Origin of the sequence: Rhodococcus sp. NPDC006774 (genome assembly GCF_040636045.1) — a bacterium.
Classification (GTDB): domain Bacteria; phylum Actinomycetota; class Actinomycetes; order Mycobacteriales; family Mycobacteriaceae; genus Rhodococcoides.
Map to the genome: position 1 here is coordinate 41879 of NZ_JBEYIW010000013.1, position 26445 is coordinate 68323.

General features: G+C 63.8%; 25 protein-coding genes. 10 read left to right on the forward strand and 15 right to left on the reverse strand.

What is annotated here, in order from left to right; genetic code table 11:
• Positions 1–25 precede the first annotated feature (25 nt).
• Both ABZ677_RS19210 and ABZ677_RS19215 read right to left on the reverse strand, forming a co-directional pair.
• The gene (locus tag ABZ677_RS19210; RefSeq protein ID WP_358372201.1) at positions 26–1171 is read right to left on the reverse strand and encodes an FAD-dependent oxidoreductase; all 1146 of its coding nucleotides are present in this window, start codon (positions 1169–1171) and stop codon (positions 26–28) included.
• On the reverse strand, positions 1168–1503 hold the full coding sequence (locus tag ABZ677_RS19215) for a bifunctional 3-phenylpropionate/cinnamic acid dioxygenase ferredoxin subunit (protein WP_358372204.1): 336 nt from the start codon (positions 1501–1503) through the stop codon (positions 1168–1170). Before ABZ677_RS19215 ends, ABZ677_RS19210 begins: the two co-directional genes overlap by 4 nt.
• 177 nt (positions 1504–1680) lie before the next feature.
• Between ABZ677_RS19215 and ABZ677_RS19220 the strand changes: the two genes are divergently transcribed.
• From ABZ677_RS19220 to ABZ677_RS19230, 3 genes are read left to right on the forward strand one after another with little or no spacing between them, the layout of a single operon-like run.
• Positions 1681–4113, forward strand: a complete 2433-nt coding sequence (locus ABZ677_RS19220; protein ID WP_358372207.1) for an FAD-dependent oxidoreductase — start codon at positions 1681–1683, stop codon at positions 4111–4113.
• Position 4114: 1 nt separating this feature from the next.
• A complete protein-coding gene (solA, locus tag ABZ677_RS19225) occupies positions 4115–5266 on the forward strand; it encodes an N-methyl-L-tryptophan oxidase (protein WP_358372210.1) in 1152 nt (383 codons plus the stop codon).
• Positions 5263–6414: an aromatic ring-hydroxylating dioxygenase subunit alpha gene (locus tag ABZ677_RS19230; RefSeq protein WP_358372213.1), complete on the forward strand. Its 1152-nt coding sequence runs from the start codon at positions 5263–5265 to the stop codon at positions 6412–6414. Before solA ends, ABZ677_RS19230 begins: the two co-directional genes overlap by 4 nt.
• Here the strand turns inward: ABZ677_RS19230 and ABZ677_RS19235 are convergent.
• The 3 genes from ABZ677_RS19235 to ABZ677_RS19245 are packed head-to-tail and all read right to left on the reverse strand — an operon-like array spanning position 6388 to position 8189.
• The gene (locus ABZ677_RS19235) at positions 6388–7149 is read right to left on the reverse strand and encodes an IclR family transcriptional regulator (protein WP_358372216.1); all 762 of its coding nucleotides are present in this window, start codon (positions 7147–7149) and stop codon (positions 6388–6390) included. The two genes, ABZ677_RS19230 and ABZ677_RS19235, sit on opposite strands and share 27 nt — an antisense overlap.
• Before the next feature lie 18 nt (positions 7150–7167).
• Positions 7168–7479, reverse strand: a complete 312-nt coding sequence (locus ABZ677_RS19240; RefSeq protein ID WP_037195442.1) for an AzlD domain-containing protein — start codon at positions 7477–7479, stop codon at positions 7168–7170.
• On the reverse strand, positions 7476–8189 hold the full coding sequence (locus ABZ677_RS19245) for an AzlC family ABC transporter permease (protein WP_358372219.1): 714 nt from the start codon (positions 8187–8189) through the stop codon (positions 7476–7478). Before ABZ677_RS19245 ends, ABZ677_RS19240 begins: the two co-directional genes overlap by 4 nt.
• 66 nt (positions 8190–8255) lie before the next feature.
• Here ABZ677_RS19245 and ABZ677_RS19250 point away from each other — a divergent pair, with 66 nt between their 5' ends.
• Together ABZ677_RS19250 and ABZ677_RS19255 are read left to right on the forward strand one after the other, a co-directional pair.
• Positions 8256–8813, forward strand: coding sequence for an XRE family transcriptional regulator (locus ABZ677_RS19250; protein ID WP_358372222.1), 558 nt, complete (start codon positions 8256–8258; stop codon positions 8811–8813).
• A 167-nt stretch (positions 8814–8980) separates the two neighbouring features.
• On the forward strand, positions 8981–9808 hold the full coding sequence (locus ABZ677_RS19255; RefSeq protein WP_094737812.1) for an SDR family oxidoreductase: 828 nt from the start codon (positions 8981–8983) through the stop codon (positions 9806–9808).
• An 84-nt stretch (positions 9809–9892) separates the two neighbouring features.
• Here the strand turns inward: ABZ677_RS19255 and ABZ677_RS19260 are convergent, their stop codons facing one another.
• The 4 genes from ABZ677_RS19260 to ABZ677_RS19275 form a co-directional block, all read right to left on the reverse strand.
• The gene (locus ABZ677_RS19260) at positions 9893–10501 is read right to left on the reverse strand and encodes a response regulator transcription factor (protein WP_094737813.1); all 609 of its coding nucleotides are present in this window, start codon (positions 10499–10501) and stop codon (positions 9893–9895) included.
• Positions 10498–11643, reverse strand: a complete 1146-nt coding sequence (locus ABZ677_RS19265) for a histidine kinase (RefSeq protein ID WP_358372226.1) — start codon at positions 11641–11643, stop codon at positions 10498–10500. Before ABZ677_RS19265 ends, ABZ677_RS19260 begins: the two co-directional genes overlap by 4 nt.
• Positions 11644–11717: 74 nt before the next feature.
• Complete coding sequence (locus ABZ677_RS19270; protein ID WP_358372229.1) at positions 11718–12500, reverse strand: ABC transporter permease; 783 nt, start codon at positions 12498–12500, stop codon at positions 11718–11720.
• 9 nt (positions 12501–12509) lie between these two features.
• Positions 12510–13457, reverse strand: coding sequence for an ABC transporter ATP-binding protein (locus tag ABZ677_RS19275; protein ID WP_358372231.1), 948 nt, complete (start codon positions 13455–13457; stop codon positions 12510–12512).
• Between the two features lie 280 nt (positions 13458–13737).
• Between ABZ677_RS19275 and ABZ677_RS19280 the strand changes: the two genes are divergently transcribed.
• The 3 genes from ABZ677_RS19280 (at position 13738) to ABZ677_RS19290 (ending at position 17791) form a co-directional block, all read left to right on the forward strand.
• A complete protein-coding gene (locus tag ABZ677_RS19280; protein WP_094703438.1) occupies positions 13738–14268 on the forward strand; it encodes a GNAT family N-acetyltransferase in 531 nt (176 codons plus the stop codon).
• A 374-nt stretch (positions 14269–14642) separates the two neighbouring features.
• Positions 14643–15395, forward strand: a complete 753-nt coding sequence (locus ABZ677_RS19285) for an ABC transporter ATP-binding protein (protein WP_358372234.1) — start codon at positions 14643–14645, stop codon at positions 15393–15395.
• 80 nt (positions 15396–15475) lie between these two features.
• The gene (locus tag ABZ677_RS19290; protein ID WP_358372237.1) at positions 15476–17791 is read left to right on the forward strand and encodes an ABC transporter permease; all 2316 of its coding nucleotides are present in this window, start codon (positions 15476–15478) and stop codon (positions 17789–17791) included.
• Positions 17792–17821: 30 nt separating this feature from the next.
• Here ABZ677_RS19290 and ABZ677_RS19295 read toward each other — a convergent pair whose 3' ends face one another.
• Positions 17822–18208: a hypothetical protein gene (locus tag ABZ677_RS19295; RefSeq protein ID WP_358372240.1), complete on the reverse strand. Its 387-nt coding sequence runs from the start codon at positions 18206–18208 to the stop codon at positions 17822–17824.
• Positions 18209–18234: 26 nt separating this feature from the next.
• Positions 18235–18756: a DUF3558 domain-containing protein gene (locus ABZ677_RS19300; protein WP_358372242.1), complete on the reverse strand. Its 522-nt coding sequence runs from the start codon at positions 18754–18756 to the stop codon at positions 18235–18237.
• 180 nt (positions 18757–18936) lie between these two features.
• Between ABZ677_RS19300 and ABZ677_RS19305 the strand changes: the two genes are divergently transcribed.
• Positions 18937–19476, forward strand: coding sequence for a hypothetical protein (locus ABZ677_RS19305; RefSeq protein ID WP_358372245.1), 540 nt, complete (start codon positions 18937–18939; stop codon positions 19474–19476).
• A 248-nt stretch (positions 19477–19724) separates the two neighbouring features.
• A complete protein-coding gene (locus tag ABZ677_RS19310) occupies positions 19725–20981 on the forward strand; it encodes a reverse transcriptase family protein (protein ID WP_358372248.1) in 1257 nt (418 codons plus the stop codon).
• Positions 20982–20990: 9 nt separating this feature from the next.
• Here ABZ677_RS19310 and ABZ677_RS19315 read toward each other — a convergent pair whose 3' ends face one another.
• Genes ABZ677_RS19315 through ABZ677_RS19330 form a run of 4 tightly spaced genes read right to left on the reverse strand, consistent with a single transcriptional unit; the run spans position 20991 to position 26299 of the window.
• Complete coding sequence (locus tag ABZ677_RS19315; protein WP_358372251.1) at positions 20991–23123, reverse strand: alpha-galactosidase; 2133 nt, start codon at positions 23121–23123, stop codon at positions 20991–20993.
• A complete protein-coding gene (locus ABZ677_RS19320) occupies positions 23120–24049 on the reverse strand; it encodes a carbohydrate ABC transporter permease (RefSeq protein ID WP_082073862.1) in 930 nt (309 codons plus the stop codon). The genes ABZ677_RS19315 and ABZ677_RS19320 overlap by 4 nt, the downstream gene beginning before the upstream one ends.
• Complete coding sequence (locus tag ABZ677_RS19325; protein ID WP_037195454.1) at positions 24049–24948, reverse strand: sugar ABC transporter permease; 900 nt, start codon at positions 24946–24948, stop codon at positions 24049–24051. Before ABZ677_RS19325 ends, ABZ677_RS19320 begins: the two co-directional genes overlap by 1 nt.
• A 52-nt stretch (positions 24949–25000) precedes the next feature.
• Positions 25001–26299 (reverse strand): extracellular solute-binding protein, encoded by a 1299-nt coding sequence (locus tag ABZ677_RS19330; RefSeq protein WP_037195456.1) that lies wholly within the window; start codon positions 26297–26299, stop codon positions 25001–25003.
• Positions 26300–26445: the final 146 nt, after the last annotated feature.

Below are 26445 nucleotides of genomic sequence, written 5' to 3' on the forward strand. Positions count from 1 at the left end.
GTCGGCGGAGGGAAATTGTGGACGCTCAGGTCACCAGGTTCGCGGTATCGACCACCTGGCGGCGCCATTTGCCGAATGATCGCGGCGAGGAGACCGCGAGCACGGCGACGGGGTGATCATCGCGTCGGTAGATGGCGACGAAGGGTCCGGTGGCGGGGTCGCCCTCGACTATGTCGGCGACGCAGTCGGGTCCGTGATGTCCGGCGAATTGGATTCGTGCGGCGTATTGGTCCGACCACACGTACGGCAGTCCGGTGAACCTCGTGGACCCACCGGTGAGGAGCGCTTCGACGGCGACGGCAGGTCGGGTGGCGGCGGAGGTCCAGTGTTCGTCGCGTCGAATCACCCCGGTGGCATCTCGCACCGCAGCGCAGTCACCGACGGCGACGACAGCCGGGTTCGCGGTGATACCGCGCTGATCGGTCACCACTCCGCCGTGGATTTCCAAGCCGGATCCGTCGAGCCAGCCGACGTTCGGCATCGAGCCGACGCCGAGGACGACCACGTCGGACTCGATCATGGAACCGTCCGCCAATTCCACCGCACGCACCCGGCCCGCCTCGACGACGAATCCGGCCACCGATACTCCGGTCAGTAGTGTCGCACCGGCGTTTCGATGCCACCCGGCGATCAGTGAGCCCAGTTCACTACCGAACACGCGGGCAAGCGGAGTCTTCGAGGCCTCGACAACTGTCACCGACGCGCCCAGTCCGACTGCAGTGGAGGCTACTTCGCTGCCGATGAACCCGGCTCCGACCACCGTGACCCGTACTCCCGACGACAGCGAAGACCGCAGCGCACGGGCATCGTCCAGGCTGCGGAGCACATGAATCCCGTCGATCCCGACGGTGCCGGGGAGGCGGCAGGCCGCGGCACCCGTTGCGATCACCACCGCATCGGCACCGATATCCCCGGATGCGGTCGAGACCGTGGTTCCCGGCAGGCTCGTCGCCGCGTAACCCAGACGCCATTCGACGTCGAGGCCGTCGATGTCGAGGGGCAGTGCGGATTCGTCGCCGAGCAGAAAGCTCTTGGACAGCGGCGGCCGGTCGTACGGCAGGTGCACTTCGTCGCCGATCATCGTGATTCGGCCGTCGAAGCCCTGATCGCGCAGTGCCCGCGCTGCGGCCAGTCCTGCGAGCGAGGCCCCGACCACGGTCACCGATTTCACGGGGTGACCGCGATGCGGATGACCCCGTCCTCGACGTGTACGGCGTGCGTGCGTACGGGGATCTTCGCGGGTGCGCCCAGTGCGGCACCGGTGCGTAGGTCGAAACATGCTGTGTGGAGCGGGCATTCGACGGCGCAGCCTTCCACCCAGCCTTCGGACAGTGAGGCGTCCTGATGGGTGCAGGTGTCGTCGATGGCGAAGAACTCACCCTCGACGTTGAAGATCGCGATCGGCGGTGCTCCGGCCGGGGTGACGCGTAAGGCCTCGCCGTCGGGGAGATCCTCGGCGCGACCGACGTCGAGCAGGACGTGGGTGGAGAACGTTGCGGTCATGGTCGGGCCTCCGGGGACCTGAGGGTGTGCAGTGCTCGTGTTGTACCCAGCGTGAGATCACCCCGTTGCGGCGGTGGAACGCTCGAGTTTCGATCGTGTGAATCTGTTGCGCTATACGAAGTGCAGTTCGTATTGTGCAACTAAATCAACTCGACGTACACCCCCTAGGAGCGTGTCATGTCCTCGAGCATCCCGAGGGTTGTGATCGTCGGTGCCGGAATCGTCGGCTGCAGCCTCGCCGACGAACTCACCGCACGTGGCTGGACGGACGTGACAGTCCTGGACAAGGGCCCACTCCCGCTCACCGGAGGCTCCACCTCGCATGCGCCGGGCCTGGTGTTCGCCACCAATTCGTCCCGATCGATGTCGCGCTTCGCGGCCTACACGGCCTCCAAGTTCAAGAGCCTCGACTGCTTTCTCGACGTCGGTGGCCTCGAGGTGGCGACGACGCCGGAGCGCGTCGACGAGCTGCATCGACGCCACGGCTTCGCCACGTCCTGGGGACTGCAGTCGGAGGTGGTGGACGCCGAACGGTGCCTCGAGCTCTACCCCCTGCTCGATCGCGGCCGCATACTCGCCGGCCTGCACACCCCCGACGATGGGCTGGCCAAGGCCGTGAAGGCCAGCGCGACGCAGGCCGAGCAAGCCACCGCCCGCGGTGCGCGCTTCATCGGCGGCATGGACGTCACGTCGATCGACCAGAGCAGCGGCCGAGTGACGGCTGTGCGGGCGGGCGAGCACACGTTCGAGGCCGACATCGTCGTCTGCTGCGCCGGATTCTGGGGGCCGGAGCTGGGCGACCTCCTCGGCATGCGGGTACCCCTGCAGCCGCTGGCGCATCAGTACGCGCATACGACCGAGTTGGACCTGCCCTCGCGTCGAGCCGGAACCGAGGCCACGCTGCCCATCCTCCGGCATCAGGACGAGCGGTTGTACTACCGCGAGCACGGCGATCACCTGGGAATCGGCTCGTATCACCACCGTCCCATGCCCGTCGATTCCCGCGACCTGGGTTCCAGTGAGAACGTGACCGCACAGAACATGCCGTCGTCGATGCCGTTCACCGAGAACGATTTCGCCGACGCCTGGCAACGCAGCACCGAGCTCCTTCCCACTCTCGGAGGAGCGAAGATTCAGCACGCGTTCAACGGCATCTTCTCCTTCACCCCGGACGGCGCGCCGATCGTCGGTGAATCACGAGAAGTGCAGGGCCTGTGGGTTTCCGAGGCGATCTGGGTGACGCATTCCGCCGGTGTGGCGAAATCGCTTGCCGAGCAGATGATCACCGGTCACAGCGAGATCGACATGCACGAGTGCGACCTCTACCGATTCGAGAAGACCGACCTGGTGCCGTCGAACGTGGCACGCACCAGTGCGCAGAACTTCGTCGAGGTGTACGACATCATCCATCCACTGCAGCCCAAGGTGGAACCGCGACCGCTCCGCGTCAGCCCGTTCTACGGTCGTCAGCAGGAGCTCGGCGCGATGTTCCTCGACGGTGCCGGGTGGGAGCGACCGCACTGGTACGAAGCCAACAGTGTTCTGCTCGAACAACTTCCGGAACAGTGGCAGGCACCCAAACGGGAGCCGTGGTCGGCGAGATTCTGGTCACCGATCAGCGCCGTCGAGGCGTGGCGCACTCGCGAAGCCGTCGCGATGTACGACATGACCCCGCTCCGACGCCTCGAGGTCGGCGGGCCCGGCGCGCTGGCACTGCTGCAGAAATTGACGACCAACCAGCTCGACAAGAAGGTCGGAAGCGTCACCTACGCACTGATGCTCGACGAGACCGGCGGTGTTCGCAGCGACGTGACCGTCGCGCGGGTGGCCGAGGATCGATTCCAGGTGGGAGTGAACGGTCCGCTCGACGAAGACTGGATGCTGCGCCATGCCGGCAGTGATGTGTACGTTCGCGACATCACCGGTGCTACCGCCTGTATCGGTCTGTGGGGACCGTTGGCGCGCGAGGTGCTGGCTCCGCTCACCTCGGCAGACATCTCGCATACCGGTCTCAAGTACTTCAACGGCAGGACCATTCACGTCGGCGGGGTCGACGTCCTGGCGCTGCGACTGTCGTACGTGGGCGAGCTCGGCTGGGAGCTGTACACCGATGCCGATACCGCTCTGCGCCTGTGGGACACGCTGTGGGAAGCCGGGCAAGCGCACGGCGTCGTGGCCGCAGGACGGAGTGCGTTCAACAGCCTCCGGCTCGAGAAGGGCTACCGGTCGTGGGGTACAGACATGACGACCGAACACGATCCGTATCAGGCGGGGCTCGGGTTTGCGGTACGAAAGGCCAAGGGCGACTTCATCGGAGCCTCGGCGCTGCAGGAACAACGCGGCGGCCCGGTGTTGACCTGCCTGACGTTGGACGACCCGTCGCACGTGGTGATGGGCAAGGAACCGGTCTTGATCGACGGCACCGTGGCTGGCTACGTCACCAGTGCCGCCTACGGCTACACGATCGGCAAGACGGTGGCCTACGCCTGGCTACCGGCAGGGCTGCAACCCGGCGAACACGTTGCAGTGCAGTACTTCCGTGACCTACTACCCGCGACGGTCATGGCCGAACCGCTGGTGGATCCCGATATGAACAAGATCAGGTGTTGATATGACGTATGACGTGATCGTCCTCGGTATCGGCGGCATGGGCAGCGCCGCCGCCTGTCACCTCGCCCGACGCGGCCAGCGGGTGCTGGGTATCGATCAGTTCGGACCCGCGCATGCGCTCGGATCGAGTCACGGTGGCTCCCGCATCTACCGGCAGTCGTACTTCGAGGACCCGGCCTACGTACCGTTGCTCTTGCGCGCGTACGAACTGTGGCACGACCTCGCCTCGGACAGTGGGCGGGACGTGTTCACCGAAACCGGTGGCCTCTACGTGGGACGGCCGGATGGGCTCACGTTCGGTGGAAGTCTGTTGGCATCGGAGAAGTGGGGTCTGAAGCACGACGTACTCGACCCTGCCGAAGCGCAGCGGCGCTTCCCGACGGTACGGCTTCAGCCCGACGAGTTCGCCCTCTTCGAGGAGAAGGCAGGCATCGCGCGACCCGAGACGACGGTCGCCGCGCATCTCGATCTCGCCGAGGCTGCGGGTGCCGAACTGCGCTACGACGAGAAGGTGCTCGGTTGGGAATCCACCGACTCCTCGGTGACCGTGACCACGGTGGCCGGCACCTACACCGCTGGTGCACTGGTCATTTCACCGGGAGCGTGGGCGCCGAAGCTGCTGGCCGAGATCGGCGTACCGATGGTGGTCGAACGGCAGGTGATGCACTGGATCACCCCGCAGTCGGGTGAAGCGGCCTTCGACAGCTCGCATCACCCCGTCTACATCTGCGGGGACGGGCCGGATCAGATCTACGGCTTTCCGGCCATCGACGGGGAGGGCGGCGGCGTGAAGATCTCGTTCTTCCGCGCCGGAACGCCATGCGATCCCGACACCATCGATCGCACAGTGCATCCCGAGGAGATCGCTCGGCTGCAGCAGCGCATCGTCACCACGTTTCCGGCGCTGTCCGGACCGCATCAGGATGCGAAGACGTGCATGTACACCACGACACCCGACGAGCACTTCGTTGTCGCCAAGCACCCGGACCACGCGAATGTGACGGTGGCGTGCGGTTTCTCGGGGCATGGCTTCAAGTTCGTTCCGGTGATCGGAGAAGTCCTCGCGGACCTCGCGATCGACGGCGAGACGAAGCATCCGATCGCGCTGTTCGATCCCGCCCGATCGATTGCCGACCAGGTGGTGTCGGCATGACGATGCTGGAGCCGGAGTTGGATCCCGAGCCGACCTTGCTTCCCACGTTGGGAGGTGACACCTACGTCGATCCGGCATATTTCGTCCGCGAGCAGGAGCAGATCTTCGAGCAGATGTGGTTCTGTGCCATCAGATCGGACGACATCGGAGAACCCGGAAAATTCCGCACGATTCAGGTCGGTCGAGAGTCGATCCTGATCAGCCGCAATCGGAAGGGCGGTGTGACCGCGTTCTTCAACATCTGTCGACACCGTGGCGCGACACTGTGCACCGAGGCGTCGGGAACGGTGCGGCGAAACTTTCAATGCCCTTATCACGCATGGACGTACGATCTCGACGGCAAGCTGATCGCAGCTCCGAACCTGATCGACATGCCGATGATCGATCGGGTGGAGTACGGGCTCCGTAAGGTGCACGTCCGCGAATGGCTCGGGTATGTCTGGGTGTGCGTGGCCGAGGAGGCTCCGTCCTTCGAGGAGACGGTGCAGGGCGACGTTCGCGAACGGCTCGGGGGTGTGGGTGCCATCGATTCGTACGACATGGAATCACTCGCCCTCGGGCGTCGCATCGTCTACGACGTCAAGGCCAACTGGAAGCTCATCGTCGAGAACTTCATGGAGTGCTATCACTGCGCGACGATTCACCCCGAGCTCACCGAGGTGCTACCGGAGTTCGCCGACGGAATGGCCACGCAGACGTACGTGGGCCACGGGGCCGAATTCGGCAGCGACATAGCCGGATTCACCGTCGACGGCTCCCACGGATTCGACGCCCTGCACGGGGTGGGCGAGGATCGCGATCGCCGCTACTACGCGATCACGATCAGGCCGACGGTGTTCGTCAACCTGGTTCCCGATCACGTCATCATCCATCGGATGTTCCCGATGTCCGCGGATCGGACGGTCGTCGAATGCGATTGGCTCTATGCCCCTGCGGTGGTGGCAGATCCGCACAGTGCGGCGACGATGGACAAGTCGGTGGAGCTGTTCCATCGCGTCAACGAGCAGGATTTCGAGGCGTGCGAGCGGTGTCAGCCGGCGATGTCGTCACGGATGTATCGCGACGGCGGCGTGCTGGTGCCCGCCGAGCATCACATCAGGGCATTCCAGGACTGGGTCGGATCACGCGTGACCGGACCAGCCCAATAGCGTCGAAACGCGCTGCGCAGCATCGAGAACGGATACCCCTGCCGCCGTGAGGCGGTCCTCGTCCAGTCGATAGGCGGGACCCGAGACGGTGATCGCACCCACCGCGGAACCGTCGTAGCTCAGGATCGTTGCCGCCGTCGCGTTGAGTCCGATCTCCAACTCCTCGCGCGCGTAGGCGATTCCGGTGGCACGGACTGTCTCGATCTCGTCGAGCAGATCGGCCTTGGTGGTGATGGTGTTCGCGGTGAACAGTTCGAGATGACCGTCGACGCCGGCCTTCAGGAGCGAGTCGTCGTACGCCATCAAGGCTTTCCCGCTCGACGTCGCATGCAGAGCCGACCTCTCACCGAGCCAGTTGTGACTGATGATCGACGAGCCGCCGCGTACCTGATCGATGTTGACCGTCACGTTGCCGTCGGGCACAGCGATGTTGACGGTCTCGCCGATGGTGTCGGCGAGTTCCTGCAGGATCGGTCGGGCGATGCGAGTGATGTCGAGTTGAGCGGATACGGACGTCGCGAGGCGGATCAGGCCGATGCCGAGGCGATACTTGCCGCGCTCACCGGGTTGCTCGACGAGTCTGCGAAATTCCAGTGCGCTGAGCAGGCGAAAAGCCGTGGACTTGTGCACCTCGAGGTGCGCCGCAACGTCCTGTACGCCGGATTCACCGTGGTCGGCAAGGTATTCGAGCACCTCGATCGCGCGGTCGACGGACTGGACAGGGGACTCGGACACCAACCCAGTCTTGCAGACTCAGCTGACGCCGACCCATCGAAGTCCCGCAGTAGTGGCAGCTGCGGCGAGAACGATGACGACGAACGGCGCTCGTCGCCAGGCCAGTACAGCGGCAACAGCGACTCCTGCGGGCAACGCGAATCCAGCGAAGTCCTTGCCCACGAGGAGGCTCGATGTGGCTACCAGTGCCACGAAGATGACGGCGACGGCAGTGGTCATCACCTTGTCGATGCGAGGTGAGATGGTGACTCGGGTTCGGAGTGCCGGGCCGGCGATGCGGAGCGCGTAGGTGCCGATGACCAGTGCGAGTAGGGGAATCGTGAGGTTCATGCGGATTCCTTCTGTGTGACAGGAGCATTGGAGAGCATGACCGGTACGACGGCAATCAGTGCCAGGAGCACGGGAAGTCCGCTGGGCAGGAACATCGATGCGACGAGCGCAATGCAGGCTCCGACGAGGGCTGCGTTGCGGGTGGCCCGGTCTCGGAGTGCAGGCATGATCAGTCCCAGCAGGATCGCCGGGAATGCGGCATCGAGACCGAGTGCGGCGGTATCGGTGATCGCGCCGCCGCCCAGCGTGCCGATCACGACGCCGATGTTCCACGTGACGAACAGTCCGATCCCGCACAGCCAGAATGCTGTTCGACGGTTGCCCTCGTCCCCTTCGGCAACGCTGAAGGCCACTGCCTCGTCGGTGATGAGGTGAGTTCCGAGTAGCCGCTTCAACGGCGAGACGTTGCGAAACACCTCACCGATGGAGAAGCCGAGCGGAACCAGTCGGATGTTGGCGAGCAACGCGCTGGCGACGGCGGCAACGGGATTTCCGCCCGCCGCCAGAATGCCGACGAAGATGAACTGCGAGGACCCGGCGAAGACCACAAGCGACATCACCACCGGTAGCCACAACGGCAGGTCAGCGGCCACGGAGATCGCACCGAACGACGCCCCGACCAGGGCGTCGGCCAGGCAGACCAACGCGATGTCGCGGATGTTGACCCCGCCGAAGCTCGTAACCCTGAGGGTTCGCCATGTCGAACGCATGGTCGTTATAGTGGACGATGTTAAGCTGTTCGTCAAATCAAACGTATGTACCGATGGAGTGAACGAATGGCGGATACCGGTCCACCGATCGCGGCGATCGCTGCTGCTCTCCAGCAGCAACGACGCCGCGTCGGCCTGTCTCTGGCGGAAGTCGCGCGCCGAGCCGGCATTGCCAAATCGACTCTGTCGCAACTGGAATCGGGCACCGGAAATCCGAGTCTCGAGACCCTCTGGGCGCTCAGTGTCACGCTCGACGTGCCGTTCTCCAGACTGGTCGAACCCGCGAAGCAGTCGGTCCGCCTGATCCGTGCGGGGGAGGGGCCGAGATTCGCGTCGGACAGGGCGGACTACACGGCGACGCTGCTGGCGTCGTCTCCACCGAACGCTCGACGGGACATCTATCTGATCAGCGCGGACGTCGGTGAACCGAGGCGCTCGGACCCGCACTCGCCCGGAGTCGTCGAACATGTGGTGCTCAGCGCCGGGCGGGCCATGGTGGGGCCGATGGGTGAGGCCGTCGAACTGGCCGCGGGGGACTACGTTGCCTACCCCGGCGATGTACCGCACATATTCGAGGCGCTCGAGCCGAACACCATGGCAGTGATGATCACCGAACACAGCTGACGTGCGGGGAATAGTCAGCGTAGGCACCTCGTTGGACTCTTTCGACGGCGTTCGCTTGGCAAGCCCCGGGCCTCACCCCATTTGTCGCTTCGAGCGACCACTCGCCGAGAGGCGTTTGCAGCGGACGTCGTCCCTACTTTTGTCCGTGTAGCGAAGGGACGAGTTTCATGGCAGCGAAGACTTGGTTCATCACCGGTACATCCAAGGGGTTCGGACGCGAGTGGGTGATCGCAGCCCTCGAGCGCGGCGACCGCGTGGCGGCAACCGCCCGCAACACAGACACCTTGAAGGATCTCGTCGAGCAGTACGGCGATGCGATTCTGCCGATCGAACTGGATGTGAACGACCGTGCCGCCGACTTCGCGGCAGTCCAGCAGGCCTACGACACGTTCGGCTCACTCGACATCGTCATCAACAACGCCGGCTACGGCCAGTTCGGCATGATCGAGGAGATCTCCGAGGAGGACGCCCGCGCGCAGATCGAGACCAACGTCTTCGGAGCGCTGTGGGTCACGCAGGCGGCGCTGCCGTTCATGCGTGAGCAGGGGAGTGGCCACATCTTGCAGGTGTCGTCCATCGGCGGAATCTCCGCGTTCCCGAATGTCGGTGCGTACCATGCCTCCAAGTGGGCCCTCGAGGGATTCAGTCAGGCGTTGGCCCAGGAGGTCGAAGACTTCGGTATCCACGTGACGCTGATCGAGCCGGGTGGGTTCTCCACCGACTGGTCCGGCCCGTCTGCCAAGAAGTCCACCGACATCGCCGCGTACGACCCGATTCGAGACAAGGCAGCGAAGCTGCGCAGTGCCCGGCAGGCAACTCCCGGTGATCCGAGCGCTACACGGTCGGCACTGCTCAAGGTGATCGACGCCGAAAAGCCGCCACTGCGAGTCTTTTTCGGCGATGCACCGCTCCAGATCGCGACAAAGGACTACGAGTCGCGTCTGGCCAACTGGCGCGAATGGCAGCCGGTGGCCGTCGAGGCGCACGGAGGCTGAGTATTCAGCGGACCTGAAGGTTCACGATCGCATCCGGTCGGCGGCTTCCCGCGCACGAGCGACGATCGTGAACGACCAGGTCCGCTACAGCCACCCGTTTTCGCGTGCGGTGCGGATGGCCTCGAGTCGACTGCTTGCGCCCAACTTGGTGATGGTGCTCGAGAGGTAGTTGCGGACGGTACCGGGACTGAGAAACAGCCGTTCGCCGACCTGCTTCGTGGACAGGCCCTGGTCGACGAGTCTCAGCACGTCGAGTTCTCGGTCACGCAACGGATTCGGCCCGGCGCGCAGTGCTTCGGCAGCCAGGGCCGGATCAATGACGGTGTGCTTGGAGAACACGGCCTTGATGCCGGCGAAGAGGTGCACCGCGTCAGTGCTCTTGAGCAGGTACCCATTCGCTCCCGCGGCGAGGGCGTCGTGCACATGCCCGCTGCCGGGTAGGGCAGTCAGCAGCAGCACCGGGGTGCGATCATTCAATGCTCGAAGGGCGGCGGTGGCCTGGATGCCTGTCATCCCGGGCATGTCGATGTCCATCAGGACCAGGTCCGGTCGCAAGCGAGAGACGGCATCGCATACTTCATCTCCTCGGGACACTCGTCCGACCACCTCGATGTCCGGGTCGGTGGACAACAACACCTCGAAGGCTTCGGCCAGTAGAGCGACGTCCTCGGCAAGCAACACGGTGATCGTCATGCATCGGCCCCCTTCCGCGGGATTGTTGCCACGACTCGAAACTCGGTGCCCGCTAACGTCTTACCGGCTGTGAAACTTCCTCCGACGTCTTCCACCTGACGGGTCAGTGCAGTGATCCCGGTTCCCGTACCTGCGTCGGTCTCCTCACGGGTGACGCCGTCGTTGGTGAACTCGAAGACGTCGCATCCCCCCTCCGTGGAGACTCGAACGGTGCACCTGCGTGGGTGAGCATGCTTGAGCATGTTGGTGGACGATTCGCGTACGACCGCGGCGAAGATGCGGTCCACGTCGCTGCCCGGCGGGGCTTCCACCGAGGTGAGGCAGTCGATGCCCAGCCGGGCACACATCGCTTCGACGGTTGCCAGCTCCGAGATGAAGTCGTCGAGGATGGGTCCGCTGGTAATCCTCCGCAGATCGGCCTGACCACTGTTGAGGACCTCGTGCACATGCCCGAGCTGCTCGCGGGCCTTCTCCGGCTGATTCTCGAACATCTGCAGTGCAGCCTGATTGCGTAGCTGCGCGGTCACCAGAGTGCGGCCGATGACGTCATGCAAATCCCGCGAAATCCTATGTCGCTCAGCGTCGACCAGCAGTCGTGCGACCTGTTCACGTGATGCACGCAGCGCGTCGAGTGCGCGAGCAAGTTCGGTGAGTGCGATCAGCACAATGGTCACACCGAGGGTGAACAGCGTGATGATGAATGCTTCCAGAGGATCAGCCCGGTCCACGTCGACGGTGACGACCGTCGCGATAACGAATACTCCGCCGACGACCGCTGGCGCCCAGCGCCCACGCACCAGCGTTGACGAAATCGCCACCGTCATGCCGCACATTTCCCACACCTCGGAAAGCGGGACCACGACCATGCCCAACGGAATCGCGATCCAGGCCGCGACAGTCAGCCGCGGATCGACGCGTCCGTGAACGAACATGCGCTGCGCCAGGACCATGACGCCAGCGACGAAGACGACGATCGACGCCGACAGTGCGGCAAGCCCGTATCCGATACTTTCCCGATGATCGAACACCGTGGTGAGAGCGAAGAACGTGAATAGCGCGACGACGAACCAACTCGCAATGAACGCGACCAACGCGCTGGGGAACCGCTCGTCGCGTCGGGCATCGGTCGTCTGCGTGGTCACTGCCGTCACTTTCTCCGGGTAAGGAACCCACACTATGGACGACGCCTCCGCGCTGGGCAACCGTGACCTGCATGTCACTGGCGTCCGGTCGCCCCAGCAAATCGCCGGACGGCGGAGAAGGAGAATCCGAAGAACCAAGCCGCGACGTTGATGAGGGCACCTGCGAGCGAGGCGTGAGATCCGTCGAGGTTGTAGCCGTCGGTCTGCGCGTAGCGGGCCAGTGTCGCCACACCGTAGAGCGGTGTCACCTGTGCGACTGCGAGCATGCCGCCCGAGAGCGGGATGAAGATGTTGCCCAGGAAGGCGAGCCCGGTCATGACGACGCCGGGAACGTGGGTGACCACCTCGGGTGGCAGCAGCATCCCCAGCACCAGGCCGAGAGCGGAGAAGATGGCAGATCCGATCCAGGCCACGACGAGCCCGGTGATCCAGACGATCGCGTCGGCGCGGGCCCCGGTGAGTGCTCCGAGGATGCCGACCACGATGACCGGAATGGCCGCGTACACCTGGCAGGCGATGATGCGCGATGCGACGTAGCCGCCGGCACCCAAGGGCGACAGGCGAATTGTCCGCAGCCAGCCGTTGGCCTTCTCGTTCGAGATGCCCGCGGCCCGCGAGATGGTGCCGATCGACGCACCGTAGACGGCGATTCCGATCATCATCCAGGCCTGAAAGTTGCCGTGCGGCAGATCGACTCCGGCGCTGGGTTCCACGACGCGAAACAGGGCGAGGTAGAGCACGGCGGGCAGCGCGACGGTGAAGATCAGATTCTGTGGGGTGATCTGCCTACGGATGTCGTGCAGTACGAACGTGGGGTGTAGTCCGCGGCGGGGGCGTAGTGAGGTTGTAGTGGTCATCGAATGTCCTCAGTTCTGGTGAGTGCGGTCGGTCAGCGCCGAGAATGCTTCGTCGAGTGAGGCCGACACGATCGCGATATCGGTCGCGGAGGTCGACGTGCTCAGTGCGCGCACCACGGGGTCGGTATCGGTGCACACGAAGCGGAACCGGCCGTTGGCGAGTTCCTGCAGTCGCGAGCCGGTCTGCCCTGCAACGAATTCGGCCTCGGAGCGTGGCAGGTTGGCGTCGACGGTCCGATTGGAGACGGTGGCCTTGATCTGGGCCACCGTGCCGTCGGCGACGAGGGCACCGTCGACGATGACGACGATTCGATCGGCGAAGTCCTGTGCCTCTTCGAGGTAGTGGGTTGCAAACATCACGGTGGTGCCGTTGGCTGCCTGTGAGTGCATCGCCTGCCAGAAGTGTTTGCGCGCAGTGACATCCATACCGGCAGTCGGCTCGTCGAGCAGCAGCAATTCGGGGTCGGACAGGAGCGCGAGAGCGAACCGCACCTTCTGCTGTTCGCCACCAGAGCATTTCGATACGCGTCGATTCACCAGATCACCGAGTCCGGCGCGGGTGATCGCGGCGGCAGGATCGGCCCCGATGTACAGCGAGCTCATCATCGCGACCAGTGCGCCGACGGTGACGTCGGGCAACAGTCCACCGGACTGCAGTACCGCTGCGCTGCGTCCTGTCGACGCGGCGGTCAGCGGATCGGTGCCGAGCACCTCGATGGTGCCGCCGTCCGGTTCGGTGAGTCCGAGGATCATGTCGATCGTCGTGCTCTTGCCTGCGCCGTTCGGCCCGAGAAACGCCACAACCTGCCCGCGGGGAATCGAGAGGTTCAACTCGCGAACGGCGCGGAACTTCGAGCCCGTGGAGTCGCTGAACGACTTGTGGACACCGGTGGCGTGTACCGCGAGTGCTGTCTCGGTACTCACCGCCTCGGCGCGAGTTGAACTCTGCGTGATCATCTGCAATTCCCTTCGCTCTTTCGTCAGTGGATCTTCAGCCGTGTTCCTCGGCGACACATCAGACTCTTCACCTCGGAGAAAGCCCAGGTCAACGCCAAATGGCACGTCGTTTCGGCCGTCACGATGAACTGTTGACAACTGTCACGTTCATATACGGACCAGGTGTCACGTAAGCGCCCCGATGCAGGGATTCACGCCCCTCGTGGGGATTCACACCGCCTAGAGCGGGCGTGAATGACGATGAAGGGCGTGGATTGGGTAGTGGACTTATCGTGGCGTGATGGAAATCGGATTCGACGCGGGTTCGTATACGGTCCGTGAGGTCGATGGCGGAGACACCACCGAGCGGTTCCTGGCCGTGTTCAACAGCAACCCCGAGTTCCTCGACGCGAGCACGTTGCACACCGGCGTCACCGTCTTCACCGAGGTGGATGTCGAGAAATTTCTCTGGCACAACACGGTCATGGAGAACTCTCACTGCCTGGTGATTCGTGCAGCAGAACGAATCGTGGGGGTCATGACGTTGCTGGTTCCGCATCCCCGCGAAGGTCAACCGTGGGTGGGGAGTCTGATCGTCGACGGGGAACTGGAGCATGAGCGTGTGGCGAATCCGGTGCTGGCGGAGCTCGAGCGCATTCTTGTGGCACAGGGGTGGACCCATGTGTTCGTGGGTCCGATGGTGAGCATGGTCGAGAGCATCGGATGGTGGCGCTCACTCGGCTATCTGCCGGTAGAACGGCGACTGGACAACGACAAACGCGAAGTCGAGGTCCACCGAAAAGCGTTGCGGTCTATCAGTTCTCCGGAGTGAGCGCCGAGATGTTCGACGACGTCAGATCCTGAGCAGCCAGTGAGGAGCACAAGCGCCACTGCTGCCGTTATCGATCGACGTGCTCCACGCATTGCCTCACCTGTTCTCGCGAAAGCCCCATCTCCTTGGACGCAGGCCAGCTGTTTTCGGTTCCCGGGACGGGCCAGGTGCCAGCTACGCGCATGATGCTGGGATTGCCGCCCTTCGTGGGGATCCACACCCCGTCGACGGGGTGTGCTCGACGATCCCGGGCGTGGATCGAGGGCCCGGCCATCGTAGGCACATCGCCCGTCGCCGATGGTAGGGCTGACCCCCGAATATTGTGTAGTGCGTGCGGCACTGTGCCGCGTCGACGAAACACATTCAATTGCTGCATGATTCGACACGAAGCACCTGCGGTCCGGCTCGACGATGTTCGGAAGGTACACGGCGAGAGTCATCGCGCAGTCACAGCTCTCGGCGGGGTGTCGATGGACTTCGCGCGGGGTAGTTTCACTGCGATCATGGGCCCGTCGGGTTCGGGTAAGTCGACGCTGTTGCACTGCGCAGCAGGTCTGGACCGTCCGACCAGTGGCATCGTCATGATTGCGGGCACCGACATCGCCCAGCTCGACGAGAAGGCGCGCACCGAATTGCGTCGCCGTCGAGTGGGATTCGTATTTCAGGCGTTCAATCTCGTGGATTCGTTGACCGCAGCGCAAAACATCGAGTTACCAACACGATTCACGGGTACTCGTGTCCCGGCCACGGAAGTGACGGCGGCACTCGTGGCAGTGGGGCTCGAGGATCGCGCGGGCCATCGTCCTGCTGAATTGTCGGGCGGTCAGCAGCAACGAGTTGCCCTGGCGCGGGCGCTCATAACCCGGCCGGACGTTCTCTTCGCGGACGAACCGACCGGTGCCCTGGACTCGCGCTCATCGAAAGATGTTCTGTTGCTGATGCGCACGCTCGTCGACGATCACCAGCAGACCACTCTGATGGTCACGCACGACCCACTTGCCGCTTCTTACGCCGACGTAGCAATCTTTCTCGAGGACGGGCTCATCGTCGATTCCTTGGAGATCGAACGGGAGCGACCGGACACTGCGGCCGTGATTGCCGCTCGGATGGCCGGACTGGACGGATGATGCTGGCATCGGCGAACCTTCGCACTCATTGGAGAAGCTTTCTGGCAACACTGCTGGCCACGACGTTCGGTGTTGCCCTGATGAGCGCAACGCTCATCATCTACGACTCCGCACGACCGACGGTTCAGCCGCGGCTGGAGGGTGCGGCGCTACTCGCATTGCCCGCGCAGGCCGTGAACGAATTCGGCGACACGGCGGACTTCATTCCCTGGAGTGCAGAGCGGGCTCGGCAGGTTGCCGCCGATCTCGGCGCCGTGCCCGGAGTGGAGGCGGTCGTCACCGACAGGTCTTTCTATGCCCAGCCGTTCATCGACGGTGCGCCGGTCGAGGACGAGGGAGCGCAGGACGCTGGACACGGTTGGGCAAGTGCGCAATTGACACCGCTTCGGTTGACATCGGGGGCTGCACCGACGAACCCCGACCAGATTGTCGTCTCCGATTCACTGGGTCTCGCGGTAGGCGACACGGTCTCGGTGAACCTGGCGGCGGGGCTCGAGAACTTCGCGGTGGCGGGAACGCAGGACGGGCCGGGGCTCTTTTTCACCGACGAACGTGCCGCTCAGCTCGACCCCGGTGTACGCGCGATCGGCGTCGTAGCGACGTCCGATGCGCGGTTGGACGACCTCGAGACAAGGGTCGAAGAAAAGCTGGGTGACCGGGGACGAGTAGCCGCCGGCACCGATCGCGCAGCGCTGGAGCCCGAGTTCGTCTCGCACCGGCGGAATCTGGGCACTCAGCTGATCGTCGCGATGGCCACCATCGGACTGTTCACCACCGTCTTCGTTGTGGGATCGACATTCGTCCTCGCGACATCCGAACGCCGACGGGAGATCGCCCTGCTGCGAATCATCGGTGCTGCAACGGGACAAGTACGATGCTTGGTGCTCGGAGAGGCCGCGGTGATCGGCCTCGTGGGCGGTCTCGTCGGTGCAGGCCTCGGCATCGCAGCGTCACCTGCGCTGCGAATGTTGCTGCTGAAACTCGACGTTCAACCGCCGGATTTGCAGGTTCGGATATCGGCGTGGCCGCTACTGGTAGCGGTGAGCATCGGCATCGCCGTGGCGTTGATCGGTGCCTGGCTGCCAGCTCGATCGGCCGCCACAGTGGATCCCATCGAGGCCCTTCTCGATGCCGCCGTCGACCGACGTCCCATGACGACGCTGCGCTGGCTCATCGGGCTTGCCTCGCTCATCGGTGGTCTGGGTGCGACGGTGTCAACAGCAACAGCGGATACCGACAGCAGAGTGAATACCGCGGTCGCTGCGGCCATGCTGCTGATCCTGGCTGCGGCGCTACTTGCGCCGATCGTGATCGGGCCGATCGCCGGCTTCGTGACTCGGCCGTTCACACGGCGCTCTCGGTCGGCCGCATCGATGCTGGTCAGAGCGGAGTTGACCACGGGGTCGCGCCGTGCGGCCGCTACCGTGGCTCCGGTCATTGCCTCCGTCGGCTTCGCTGTGCTGTTGAGCGGAATGGTGCAGACGATGGCCGTGGCGTATCCGGCCGAGCAGACCGAGCAATTGCGCGGACTGGCAGCCGTGACCCCCGATGGAACTGCGGGTCTGAGCGATCAGGTGGTAGCCGAAACAGCGGCGGGACCGGTAGGAACAACTGCCGGGCTACCGTCACGCGTATTCGTTCCGGGACCTGACGGCACCGTGACCGTCGTCGACGCCGTCGGCAGCCTCGACGAACGGTACGCCGCACCGGGGCGGGCAGTACTGGACGAGGCAACAGCGAGTCTGTTCGATGTGCGGGCTGGCGAGGAGATATCGGTGACCTTTGCAGACGGTCGTTCCGAGAGCGTGGTGGTGTCGCAGGTACTCCCGCTCGACCCCGCTCGTGGTGCATTCGTGCTGCCGCGCGCACTGGTACGCGATCATGATCCGTCGGCATTGACGGAGGTCGTGTTCGTTCCGGAAGACATGGCACCGACACACTTGACCGCAGGTGCGAGGGTCGAAGACGCACACAGTTTTGCGTTGCAGGACTACATGGTCGACGCGCGCCTCACCAATTGGCTTGCGGCCGTGCTCATCACGATGGGCGTCGGCTACAGCGGTCTCGCTGTGGCAAACAGCACGGCTATGTCGGCGTACCGACGTAAGGACGACTTTTCCGTCCTGAGAGCGTCCGGTGCAACCGATCGGCAACTGCTGACGACGGCCGTCGGCGAAACTGCTGTGATTGTTCTGATCGGCTCTGCGCTCGGGGTGATGGTCACCGTGCCTCCACTGTTAGCGATGGCGGCCGGCTTGTCTCAGGTGACCGAAACCGAGGTGGGTCTGCAGATGTCGTGGTCGACGGTGCTGTGGGTGGTCTCGGGATGTTGGGCTCTGGCGACGGCCGCAACCGTGCTGGTGACCCGACGGGGACTACGGGTACGGACCGGATAGACGTGGGTAACCGAGAATCTATGTGCGCATTCAGTTTTCTGGAGCGAGTGCACTGATGTTCGCGGATGTCCGGTCATCGGTATCGGCCGTCTCGTCGAAGTAGCGACGAAAAAGCATCCGCATCGATTCGATGACGTCGATGTGCTGCTGAAGAATGACATCGAGAGACCGATCGGTACCGGTGGCGAGGCGAAGGAACCTATCACGCAACGCTTGGGCGGACGGCAAGTCGCCCCAGTCTTTGACCTCGGTCAGTCCGCGAGCGTCGCGTTTCATCTGCCTGAGGTGCGCGATGTAGGTGACGCAGGCGGCGTCGCATTGTTTGGCGACATCGGCCGGGATTGTGATGGTGCCGGCGTCAGCCTGGGCGTTGAGTTCTTGCCAGTGTGCGATGAGGCTTGGGTGGGCATCGGTCATGTTCGTGCATCCTTCGAGCGATGAAATTAGGCGGGAAGTTCGGAATCGAGTGCTGCGACCAGCGAGTTCAGTTCGGTACATGGGTCGTAGGGCGGATTCCGGTCTACTGCATCGGTGAGCAACGTCGCTCGAATCAATTGGGGCCCCGCAGGAAAGGCGACTCCGCAATTGAGAGACGCATCGGACCCGATTTGCTGATACTGGACGGCATCGCGCGTGCCGACTCGGACGGGTTGAAGCCGGTCGAAGTAGCCGGGGTCATCGATGTAGTCGATGCTTTCGAGCCCGACGAAGATTCGCACGTAGTACTTGTTGTTCGGTGGGCGGTCCTCCCACCCACAAATCTTGAATCCGTTCTGATCCCGTCCGAAGATTCCCGACTCCTTCGTCTCCACGTTCAATCCCGCTCGCTCGATGGCCTCGTCGGGGATGGTGCAGGGATCCCATGGCGTAGTGGGTGTCGCGACGGTGGGGCTTGTCTCCACCCGCGGCGACGCTTCCCCTTCGGTGGTGCTCGAGCAGCCCGCGATCAGCAGAAGTGTCGCCATCATCGGGATCCATCGACGTGCCCTGCGCATTGCTCTTGTCCGTTCCTCGAGAACACCTAAGTTCTTGGACGCAGCACAACCAGCGTCGGTTCCAAGTGTCAGCAATTCGGGAGTCTCAGAATCTGTGACAGGCTGGCAGACGTGGAGGATTGCGACGACGGCAACCCAGGCTTCACTACCGTGCTGGTCGAGACGGGTATCTACGGGGAACTGGATTTGATCTACCGGGACGACGAGGTATGCGGTTCGTATCGCGAGGGCGTACCCATGACCGTCACGATTTCACGCACCGGGCCTCGGATCTCGGACTCGGCACCGATCGGGACGCGCAGCGCCGCAAACCTGCAGGCGAGCATCGACGGCCGCGACATTGTTCTCGATCCCGGCCGCGCGAGGCTCTTCAAGCGGTCCTACCGCGTCGGCATCCAGTACGGCGGACGTACTCTGTCGCTGCGCGCCAAGAACCTGGAAGACAGTGTGCTGTTCGATGGTTCGTCGGATCGGGGAGACGACGAGTTCGGGGTGTTGACTCGCATTTTCGGTGGAGGTGTCGATGTGTTGTGGTCGCTGCCTTTCAAGATGGTGAACAAGACGATCGAACCGCCGACGCCGTCCCGCCAAGATGCCCTCGTCGGCATCGTCGTCGCCGCAGCGTTCGGAACCGGTGGGCTGTCGTTGACGACCATCGTGATGGGCGCACTCGAATCGATCCTTCCGTGACGGTCCCGCGGGCAACGCGCTGACAGATCGGCCTCGATTTGGCATGGTGGAGGGATGCAGCGGCGCGTGGGCGAGAGTTGGTCCGCGGGACCGGTCTCAGGGGTAACCCCTGGGTACATCAGGAGAATCGAGCACTGCGTCCGAAGCTGGTCTGCACGCTCCGCGTGCTTGGCAGCTCCGAGGACGAAAGATTTCGGTCGCCCCGCGCCGTTGCATGTCACAGCGCCGCACGTGATCGGTAAACATCCGTGACCGAGCGGGAGTTCACCCCGAAAGCAGCGGCGACACTGGCACGCCTGGCTGCCGAGGCCGAATGGACGCGGTCCGGACTGGAGGAGGCGTTCGAGCCACTCGTCCCGGCCAAGGCGTCATGGTTGGCGGATCGGGTCATCAACTTGTATCCGAGTCCGCCGTTCGACGAGGCATCGATTTTCGTTCTGCTGCGCGACCTTCCGTTCATTCCGGAACCGTCGGTATCGTCACAGAGACCGACTCGTAACAGTGACAAGCCCTGGCGATTCGACGTACCGCGGTACGAGACCACCGGCCAGCTGGCTCGGTCTCTCGACCTGACGATCTCCGAAATCGAATGGTTTGCCGACCTGCAGGGAAGGCTCCGTACTGCGCCGTTCCCGTTGCAGCACTATCGATCTGCGCGACTCGACAAACGTCAGGGCATTCGACTACTGGAGGTCCCGAAACCACGCCTGCGTGAGATTCAACGAAAGATACTGCGCCGCATACTCGATCGAATTCCTGCCCATCCAGCGGCGCATGGCTTTCGGAAGGCGCGCAGTCCGCGTACCTTCGCGATGCCGCATTCCGAACGCGATGTGGTGGTCTCGGTGGATCTCCGACGCTTCTTTCCGTCCATCGGGTTCGATCGAGTGGTCGCGATCTTCGAGGCGGTCGGCTACCCCAAGAGGGTTGCGGCGAATCTCGCCGCGCTCTGCACGACAGTCACCCCTGCCGGCGAATTGGTCGGGGTAGACCGTCCCACTGCGGCGCGGCTTCGCGCCACCCACTTGCCGCAGGGTGCGCCCACATCACCGGCGTTGGCGAATCTGGCTGCCCGACAACTCGATATCCGAGCCGCGGGCCTGGCCAGGTCCGTCGGTGCCCGCTACAGCCGATACGCCGACGATCTGGCGTTCTCCGGTGGTGCAGACATCGACGTCGACAGACTGCTGTGGCTGATTTCCCAGATCGCCCACGACGAAGGCTTCACCATTCATCCCGACAAGACCAGGGTTCGACGCGCTCATCAGCGACAACAGCTGACCGGGCTCGTCGTCAACTCGTGGCCGGCAGTGCCCCGAGAGGAGTACGACAATCTCAGGGCACTGCTGCACAACTGCATCAGCACCGGACCAGCCGAGCAGAACCTGCATGACCACAACGACTTTCGAGCACACGTCTACGGACGCATCGCCCGGATCGGCGAGACGAACGAAACGCGTCGAGCAAAGCTGCTGAGCATGGCGGCCCAGGTCGAGTGGGCCTGAAGCCGCAGTTCAGACGGCTCGCACCCGCAGCAACACTCCGGTCTGAGGGAACAGCACCGGAAGAGCCACGCCTGCCTGCGCCAACATCGAACCCGACAACTCGACGATTCCGCCGTCGGCGATCCAGGGCGGAAGTTCGATGCCGTTGCCCAGGTCGCTGAGCTCCCGGACGAACTCGACGCGGTACCGAACATGTGGATCCAGACCAGGGAGGCGGACCCGATCGGTGCGGTCCTCGGGTGAGGTATCCATCCGCACTACCGAGAATGCAGCCTCCGACAGATCAGCTGCCACGACTCCGTGTACCCAGACGCTCGGGTCGGGATGGTCGGCGCGCACCACATCGCCGGAGTGCAACAGCCCGCGCAATTCCTTGTACAGCCCGGTCCACGTCGTCAGGTACTCGTGGTCCTCGGACGAGAGCTCGGTGACGTCCATCTCCAGCCCTGCGTGGCCGAACAGTGATGTCAAGCAACGGAACTGGAGAGTGGACCATCGACCCGACGTATGCGCGATCTGCGGACCGACATGCGAGCCGATCAGCTCCGGCGGCAACAACTGCGTCGTCCACCGTTGCAAGCGTTGACGTTCGAGCGGATCGTTGGTGTCCGACGCCCAGACGCGGTCGGTGTGTTCGAGCACCTCCAGATCGATGCGGGCACCGCCCGATGCACAGGACTCGAACTCGACCTGTGGATGGCGGGATCGCAAGGCGTCGAGCAATCGATAGAACGCCGAGGTCTGTGCGTGCACCGCAGCGCGACCGTCGGAATCGACCGCCAGCATCAGGTCCCGGTTGTGATCCCACTTCACGTAGTCCGGCCGCTCGTTGGTCAACACCGCATCGATGGCCGAGAGGAGATAGTCGAATACGTCGTCGCGGGTCAGATCCAATACGTGCTGATGACGCCACTCCAGCGGGATGCGGGCAGGAGCGGCGAGCAGCCAATCGGGATGTGCCCGAGCGATATCGGAGTCCAGGTTGACCATCTCGGGCTCGAACCACAGGCCGGGGCTCATCCCGAGCGCTCGGACGTGATCGAAGAGCGGTGCCAGCCCATCGGGCCAGACTCCCTCGTCCACCTGCCAGTCACCGAGACCGGCTCGGTCGTCACGTCGGTGGCGGAACCAACCGTCGTCGAGCACGAATCTCTCGACGCCCACGCGCGCGGCGACATCCGCGATACCGCGAAGCCGGGTGAGATCGTGGTCGAAGTAGACGCCCTCCCACACGTTGAGCACCACCGGCCGCGGCGACGAGGGATGCGCCGGACGGGATCGCATCCAGCGGTGCAGCGAGAGTGCCGAACCGTCAAGTCCGACAGCCGAATAAACAAAATGCACCCACGGCGTCGAATAGGTTTCGCCGCTCTGCAGCACCACCTCACCGGGCGCGAGCAGTTCACCACCGCCCAGAACGGCAGAGGCCTGACCGGCCCGCTCGGGAAGCCGCTCGGCCAGGTGCAGGTGATCGCCGCTCCACGCGACGTGCGCACCCCACACCTCACCGCTACGGAAGCCGAAGCCCTCGCTGCCTGCGGTGAGAACCAGGGTGGCGTCGTGCCCCGTTCGTCCGCGGCGTGAAGCGCGCACCACCGCACCGTGGTCGAACCGTCGACGCTGGGGGGTGCGCTCGCGGCAGTGACGGCCCGTCAGATCGAGGAGTTCGGTTGCGGTGTCCGGCAACGGCATCAGCGTCACGACGCCGTCGACGGTCAAGGGACCACCGGAGACGTTCCGGACACTCTGGCGAACTCGCAGTGATCCACCGACCCCGAGGGACAATTCGATCGACCACGAGATACCCAGTTCGCCATCGGAAGCGTCCACAACACAACCGAATTCGGTAGCGGCACTCTGCACGTCCGCCCAGCGTGGGTACTGCACGGTGCCGGAGCGGTGCAATGCCAGAGCCGGTGTTCCCTGCCAGGCGTCGTCGCCGCCGGGTGCAAGGGTGAGCCACCGCGGAACGTCCACGCTCGAATGCGGAACCGCAGGGATCGCGGCCCTGCGCAGCTCGGTGAGGTCGTTCTCGGACAGCTCGCCCAGATCGGTACCCCAGTGCAGCACGGCCGGAACCGCGGTGGACGACGGACCGAGGATCACCATGACACCGTCACGGCGGAGGACGGAAAAACTCACTTGTTGGCACCCATCGTCAGACCGGACACGAAGTGGCGTTGCAGCGCAACGAATACGAGCACGGTGGGTAGTGCCACCAGCACCGAGCCCGCGGCGAGCAGGTTGGTATCGGTGAAGAAGCTACCCTGCAGATTCTGCAACGCCGTTGTCACCGGAAGCTTGTCGCCGCTGACCATCAGGGCCAGAGCCCAGAAGAAGTCGTTGTAGATCCACGTCACCATCAGTGTCGCGAGTGCAGCGAGCGCGGGACGGCACAGCGGCATCACCACCTGCCAGTACTGGCGGAACAGGCTCGCTCCGTCGACGGTGGCGGCCTCGAGCAGTTCGTGCGGAACGGTTTTCATGTAGTTGCTCAGTACGAACACGCAGAATCCGGTCTGGAATGCGACGTGCACGATGATCAGTCCCCAGTAGCTGTCGTACAGGGAACCGGAGGAGCTCATCCAGTACGGAACGGGAATTGCGTTGTACAGACGGAAGAGTGGGGTGAGCAGTGTCTGCTGGGGCAGCAGGTTTCCCGCGATGAACACCGCGAGCATGAAGATGTTGAACTTCCAGCTGAATCTGGCCAGGATGAACGCCGCCATGGAGCCGAAGAACAGGATGAGCAGTACCGACGGCACGGTGATGATCAGTGAGTTGAAGAAGTAGTGCGGGATTCCACCGATCTGCCACGAGTCGATGTAGTTGCTGAACGTGTAGCCGCCGACGGACAGGTATCCGTTGAGCAACACGTAGTCGTAGTCGCGGAACGAGTTGTACACCGCCCACACGAGCGGGAACATCCAGACGAGCGCCATGACGGTCAACAGCACGTAGATCGCGATCTGGGCGGTGCCTGCACGCCGGCGGTTGGCGACGGCGGCGCGGTTGCGGGTCAGCGGATCGCGTTCGGGAGGCGCTGTGCGGGTGAGTGAAGTGGTCATCAGTCTTTGCTCCGAAGAACGATGGCGAGGTACAGGGCGATGAAGACGAGAGAGATGAGAAGCATGACGGTCGCGAGGGCCGAGCCGAAGCCGATGCGGCCTGCTTCGCCGACGACGTTGGCCGTGACCAACGCCGATATCAGTTCCAATCCGTTTCTGCCCCTGTTGATCACCCAGACCAGGTCGAAGGCGCGAAGTGCCTCGATGACGGTGATGACAACGATGAGGAGATTGGTGTTCTTCATCAGCGGGAAGATGACGCTGAAGAACGTGCGGATCGGTCCCGCGCCGTCCATCACTGCGGCTTCGCGAACGGACGGATCGATGGCCTTGAGTCCGGCCAAGTACAACAGCATGATGTAGCCGGTGTGCCGCCACCCGGCTGCGACCATCACGGCCCAGATGTTGATGTCCGGGTCGCCGAGCCAATCGACGTCGGTACCGAGCAGGCTGTTGAGGACACCACCCTCGGTGGAGTAGATGAGCTGCCAGATGAAGCCGATGAGAGCCATCGACAGCACCACGGGAATGTAGAAGATGCTCTGGTAGAGCCGAGATCCTTTGAGGTTCTTGTCCAGAAGGATCGCCAGCAGGATGCCGATGACGGTGGGGACGAGGAACAGGAACACCAGCCAGAGCACGTTGTTGTGCAGGGCCTGTTGGAACGGTGGGTACGCCTCGACGGCATCGACGTAGTTCTGGGTGCCGATCCACTCGATGCTCGACGTGCCGCCGATGCCGTCCCAGCGGGCGAACGACAGGATCACCGTGAAGATCGTCGGAATCCAGACGAGACCGATGACGATCAGCGCGGGGACCCCGAGCATGAGCGCGATGGTCCACTTCTCGCGAACACTGCGCCGAACCTTCGGCGATTTGACCCGTTCGGTGGTGGTCATGGCTGTACCTGATCTCGAGGTCGGCGGGATGGGAGAGGGACGTCGTTGCGGCTCATGTCGTTCCGAACACCGCCGACTTCTGGCGTTCGATACTGCGGACGAGGCCGTCGACATCGTTGGGGTTGCCGATGAACTGCTGCAGGGCCGGGATCATGACGATGGATGCGAAATCGGGACGGGTGTCGCGGTCGAAGAACTGGGTGATCTCCTCCGCGTTCTGCACCAGATCAGCCGATTTGCGTACCAGCGCAGGGAAACTCGACAGGTCGGCGTCACGGTGCGCGGGAATGGCCTGCGGATCCTGTTTCGCGTACGCGACGGCAGGGTCGGGTCCGGTCATGTAGGTGAGGAAGTCCTCGGCTCCGGGCCGGTTGCGCGGGTCGGTGCGCATCATGAACCCGTCCATGGGAGCTTCGACCGTGGATGTTCCGACGGCGGAGTCGAGTTCGGGGAAGGTGAAGAAGTCCAGGTCGTCGCGTTCGGCACCGGCAGGGAAGCTCTGCGCGACGAACATGCCTGCGACGAGTGAACCGACGCTCTTGTTCAGCAGTGCCATCTGCGCATCGGCGATCTTGCGGCCCAGTGGCTGTGGCTGGTGGAACGGCAGTAGTTCACGCCAGGTGTCGAACACCGAGCGCACGCGATTGTCGGTCCAGCTCACGTCGCCGGCGAGCAGGGTTCGGTGGAACTCGACGCCGTTCAGCCGCAGATTCAGATAGTCGAACGTTCCGAACGGTGGCCATCCGTCGCGGGCACCGAAGCCGATCGGGGTGAGGCCGTCGGCCTGCATCTGTTTGCTCAACGCCACCCACTGGTCGTACGTGGCCGGGGGCTCGTACCCACGCTCGGCCCACAGGCTCGGCCGGTAGAACACCGCCCACGGGTAGTAGAAGAACGGGATCAGGTACTGCTTGCCGTCCATGCCGGTCGAGTTCTCGCGGAAGCTCTCGTTGAAGCCGCCGCCGTGGTTCGCCCAGATCGGCGAGAGGTCCTCCACCAGACCCTTCTCGGCGAAGTACTTCACCCGGTACCCACCCATCCAGGTGATGACGTCGTCGGGCGTGCCCTGGAGGTAGTTGTTGACGTTTTCCTGGAACGACGTGGAGTCGACGGTGTTGACGGCGAGCTGTCGCCCGGTCTGCTGTCGGTACATCGCGACGAAGTCCTCGACACCCAGCTTGGAGTTGGGGTCGGACAAGCGTGACCCGAGCGTGGTGACGTTCGGGTCGACGCTGTTCGAGCATGCCGACAGCGCGCCACCGGCGGTGATCGCACCCGCGGCGACGAGCGCGGACCGCAGGAAATCGCGTCGGGACGGCTGCCACGTGCGCGGCCACTCGTGTGGGTTCATGGAAGTCCTTCGACGAGAAAGTATCGATAACGATCAGAAATGAACATCCCCGCTGTTCGTTTTGCGGTGTTCACCTGACCATTCGGGGTGATGCAGGTTACAGAAACACGACGCTACGGCGTCTGTCAAGCTCCTCGTGGCCCGTT

Bases quoted from the DNA above. Each gene is read 5' to 3' on its own strand.
- solA (WP_358372210.1), top strand. From the start codon at position 4,115: ATGACGTATGACGTGATCGTCCTCGGTATCGGCGGCATGGGCAGCGCC.
- ABZ677_RS19285 (WP_358372234.1), top strand. From the start codon at position 14,643: ATGATTCGACACGAAGCACCTGCGGTCCGGCTCGACGATGTTCGGAAG.
- ABZ677_RS19290 (WP_358372237.1), top strand. From the start codon at position 15,476: ATGAGCGCAACGCTCATCATCTACGACTCCGCACGACCGACGGTTCAG.
- ABZ677_RS19250 (WP_358372222.1), top strand. From the start codon at position 8,256: ATGGCGGATACCGGTCCACCGATCGCGGCGATCGCTGCTGCTCTCCAG.
- ABZ677_RS19260 (WP_094737813.1), bottom strand. From the start codon at position 10,501: ATGACGATCACCGTGTTGCTTGCCGAGGACGTCGCTCTACTGGCCGAA.
- ABZ677_RS19270 (WP_358372229.1), bottom strand. From the start codon at position 12,500: ATGACCACTACAACCTCACTACGCCCCCGCCGCGGACTACACCCCACG.
- ABZ677_RS19330 (WP_037195456.1), bottom strand. From the start codon at position 26,299: ATGAACCCACACGAGTGGCCGCGCACGTGGCAGCCGTCCCGACGCGAT.
- ABZ677_RS19295 (WP_358372240.1), bottom strand. From the start codon at position 18,208: ATGACCGATGCCCACCCAAGCCTCATCGCACACTGGCAAGAACTCAAC.
- ABZ677_RS19325 (WP_037195454.1), bottom strand. From the start codon at position 24,948: ATGACCACCACCGAACGGGTCAAATCGCCGAAGGTTCGGCGCAGTGTT.
- ABZ677_RS19220 (WP_358372207.1), top strand. From the start codon at position 1,681: ATGTCCTCGAGCATCCCGAGGGTTGTGATCGTCGGTGCCGGAATCGTC.
- ABZ677_RS19240 (WP_037195442.1), bottom strand. From the start codon at position 7,479: ATGAACCTCACGATTCCCCTACTCGCACTGGTCATCGGCACCTACGCG.
- ABZ677_RS19275 (WP_358372231.1), bottom strand. From the start codon at position 13,457: ATGATCACGCAGAGTTCAACTCGCGCCGAGGCGGTGAGTACCGAGACA.
- ABZ677_RS19245 (WP_358372219.1), bottom strand. From the start codon at position 8,189: ATGCGTTCGACATGGCGAACCCTCAGGGTTACGAGCTTCGGCGGGGTC.
- ABZ677_RS19300 (WP_358372242.1), bottom strand. From the start codon at position 18,756: ATGGCGACACTTCTGCTGATCGCGGGCTGCTCGAGCACCACCGAAGGG.
- ABZ677_RS19280 (WP_094703438.1), top strand. From the start codon at position 13,738: ATGGAAATCGGATTCGACGCGGGTTCGTATACGGTCCGTGAGGTCGAT.
- ABZ677_RS19215 (WP_358372204.1), bottom strand. From the start codon at position 1,503: ATGACCGCAACGTTCTCCACCCACGTCCTGCTCGACGTCGGTCGCGCC.
- ABZ677_RS19320 (WP_082073862.1), bottom strand. From the start codon at position 24,049: ATGACCACTTCACTCACCCGCACAGCGCCTCCCGAACGCGATCCGCTG.
- ABZ677_RS19230 (WP_358372213.1), top strand. From the start codon at position 5,263: ATGACGATGCTGGAGCCGGAGTTGGATCCCGAGCCGACCTTGCTTCCC.
- ABZ677_RS19255 (WP_094737812.1), top strand. From the start codon at position 8,981: ATGGCAGCGAAGACTTGGTTCATCACCGGTACATCCAAGGGGTTCGGA.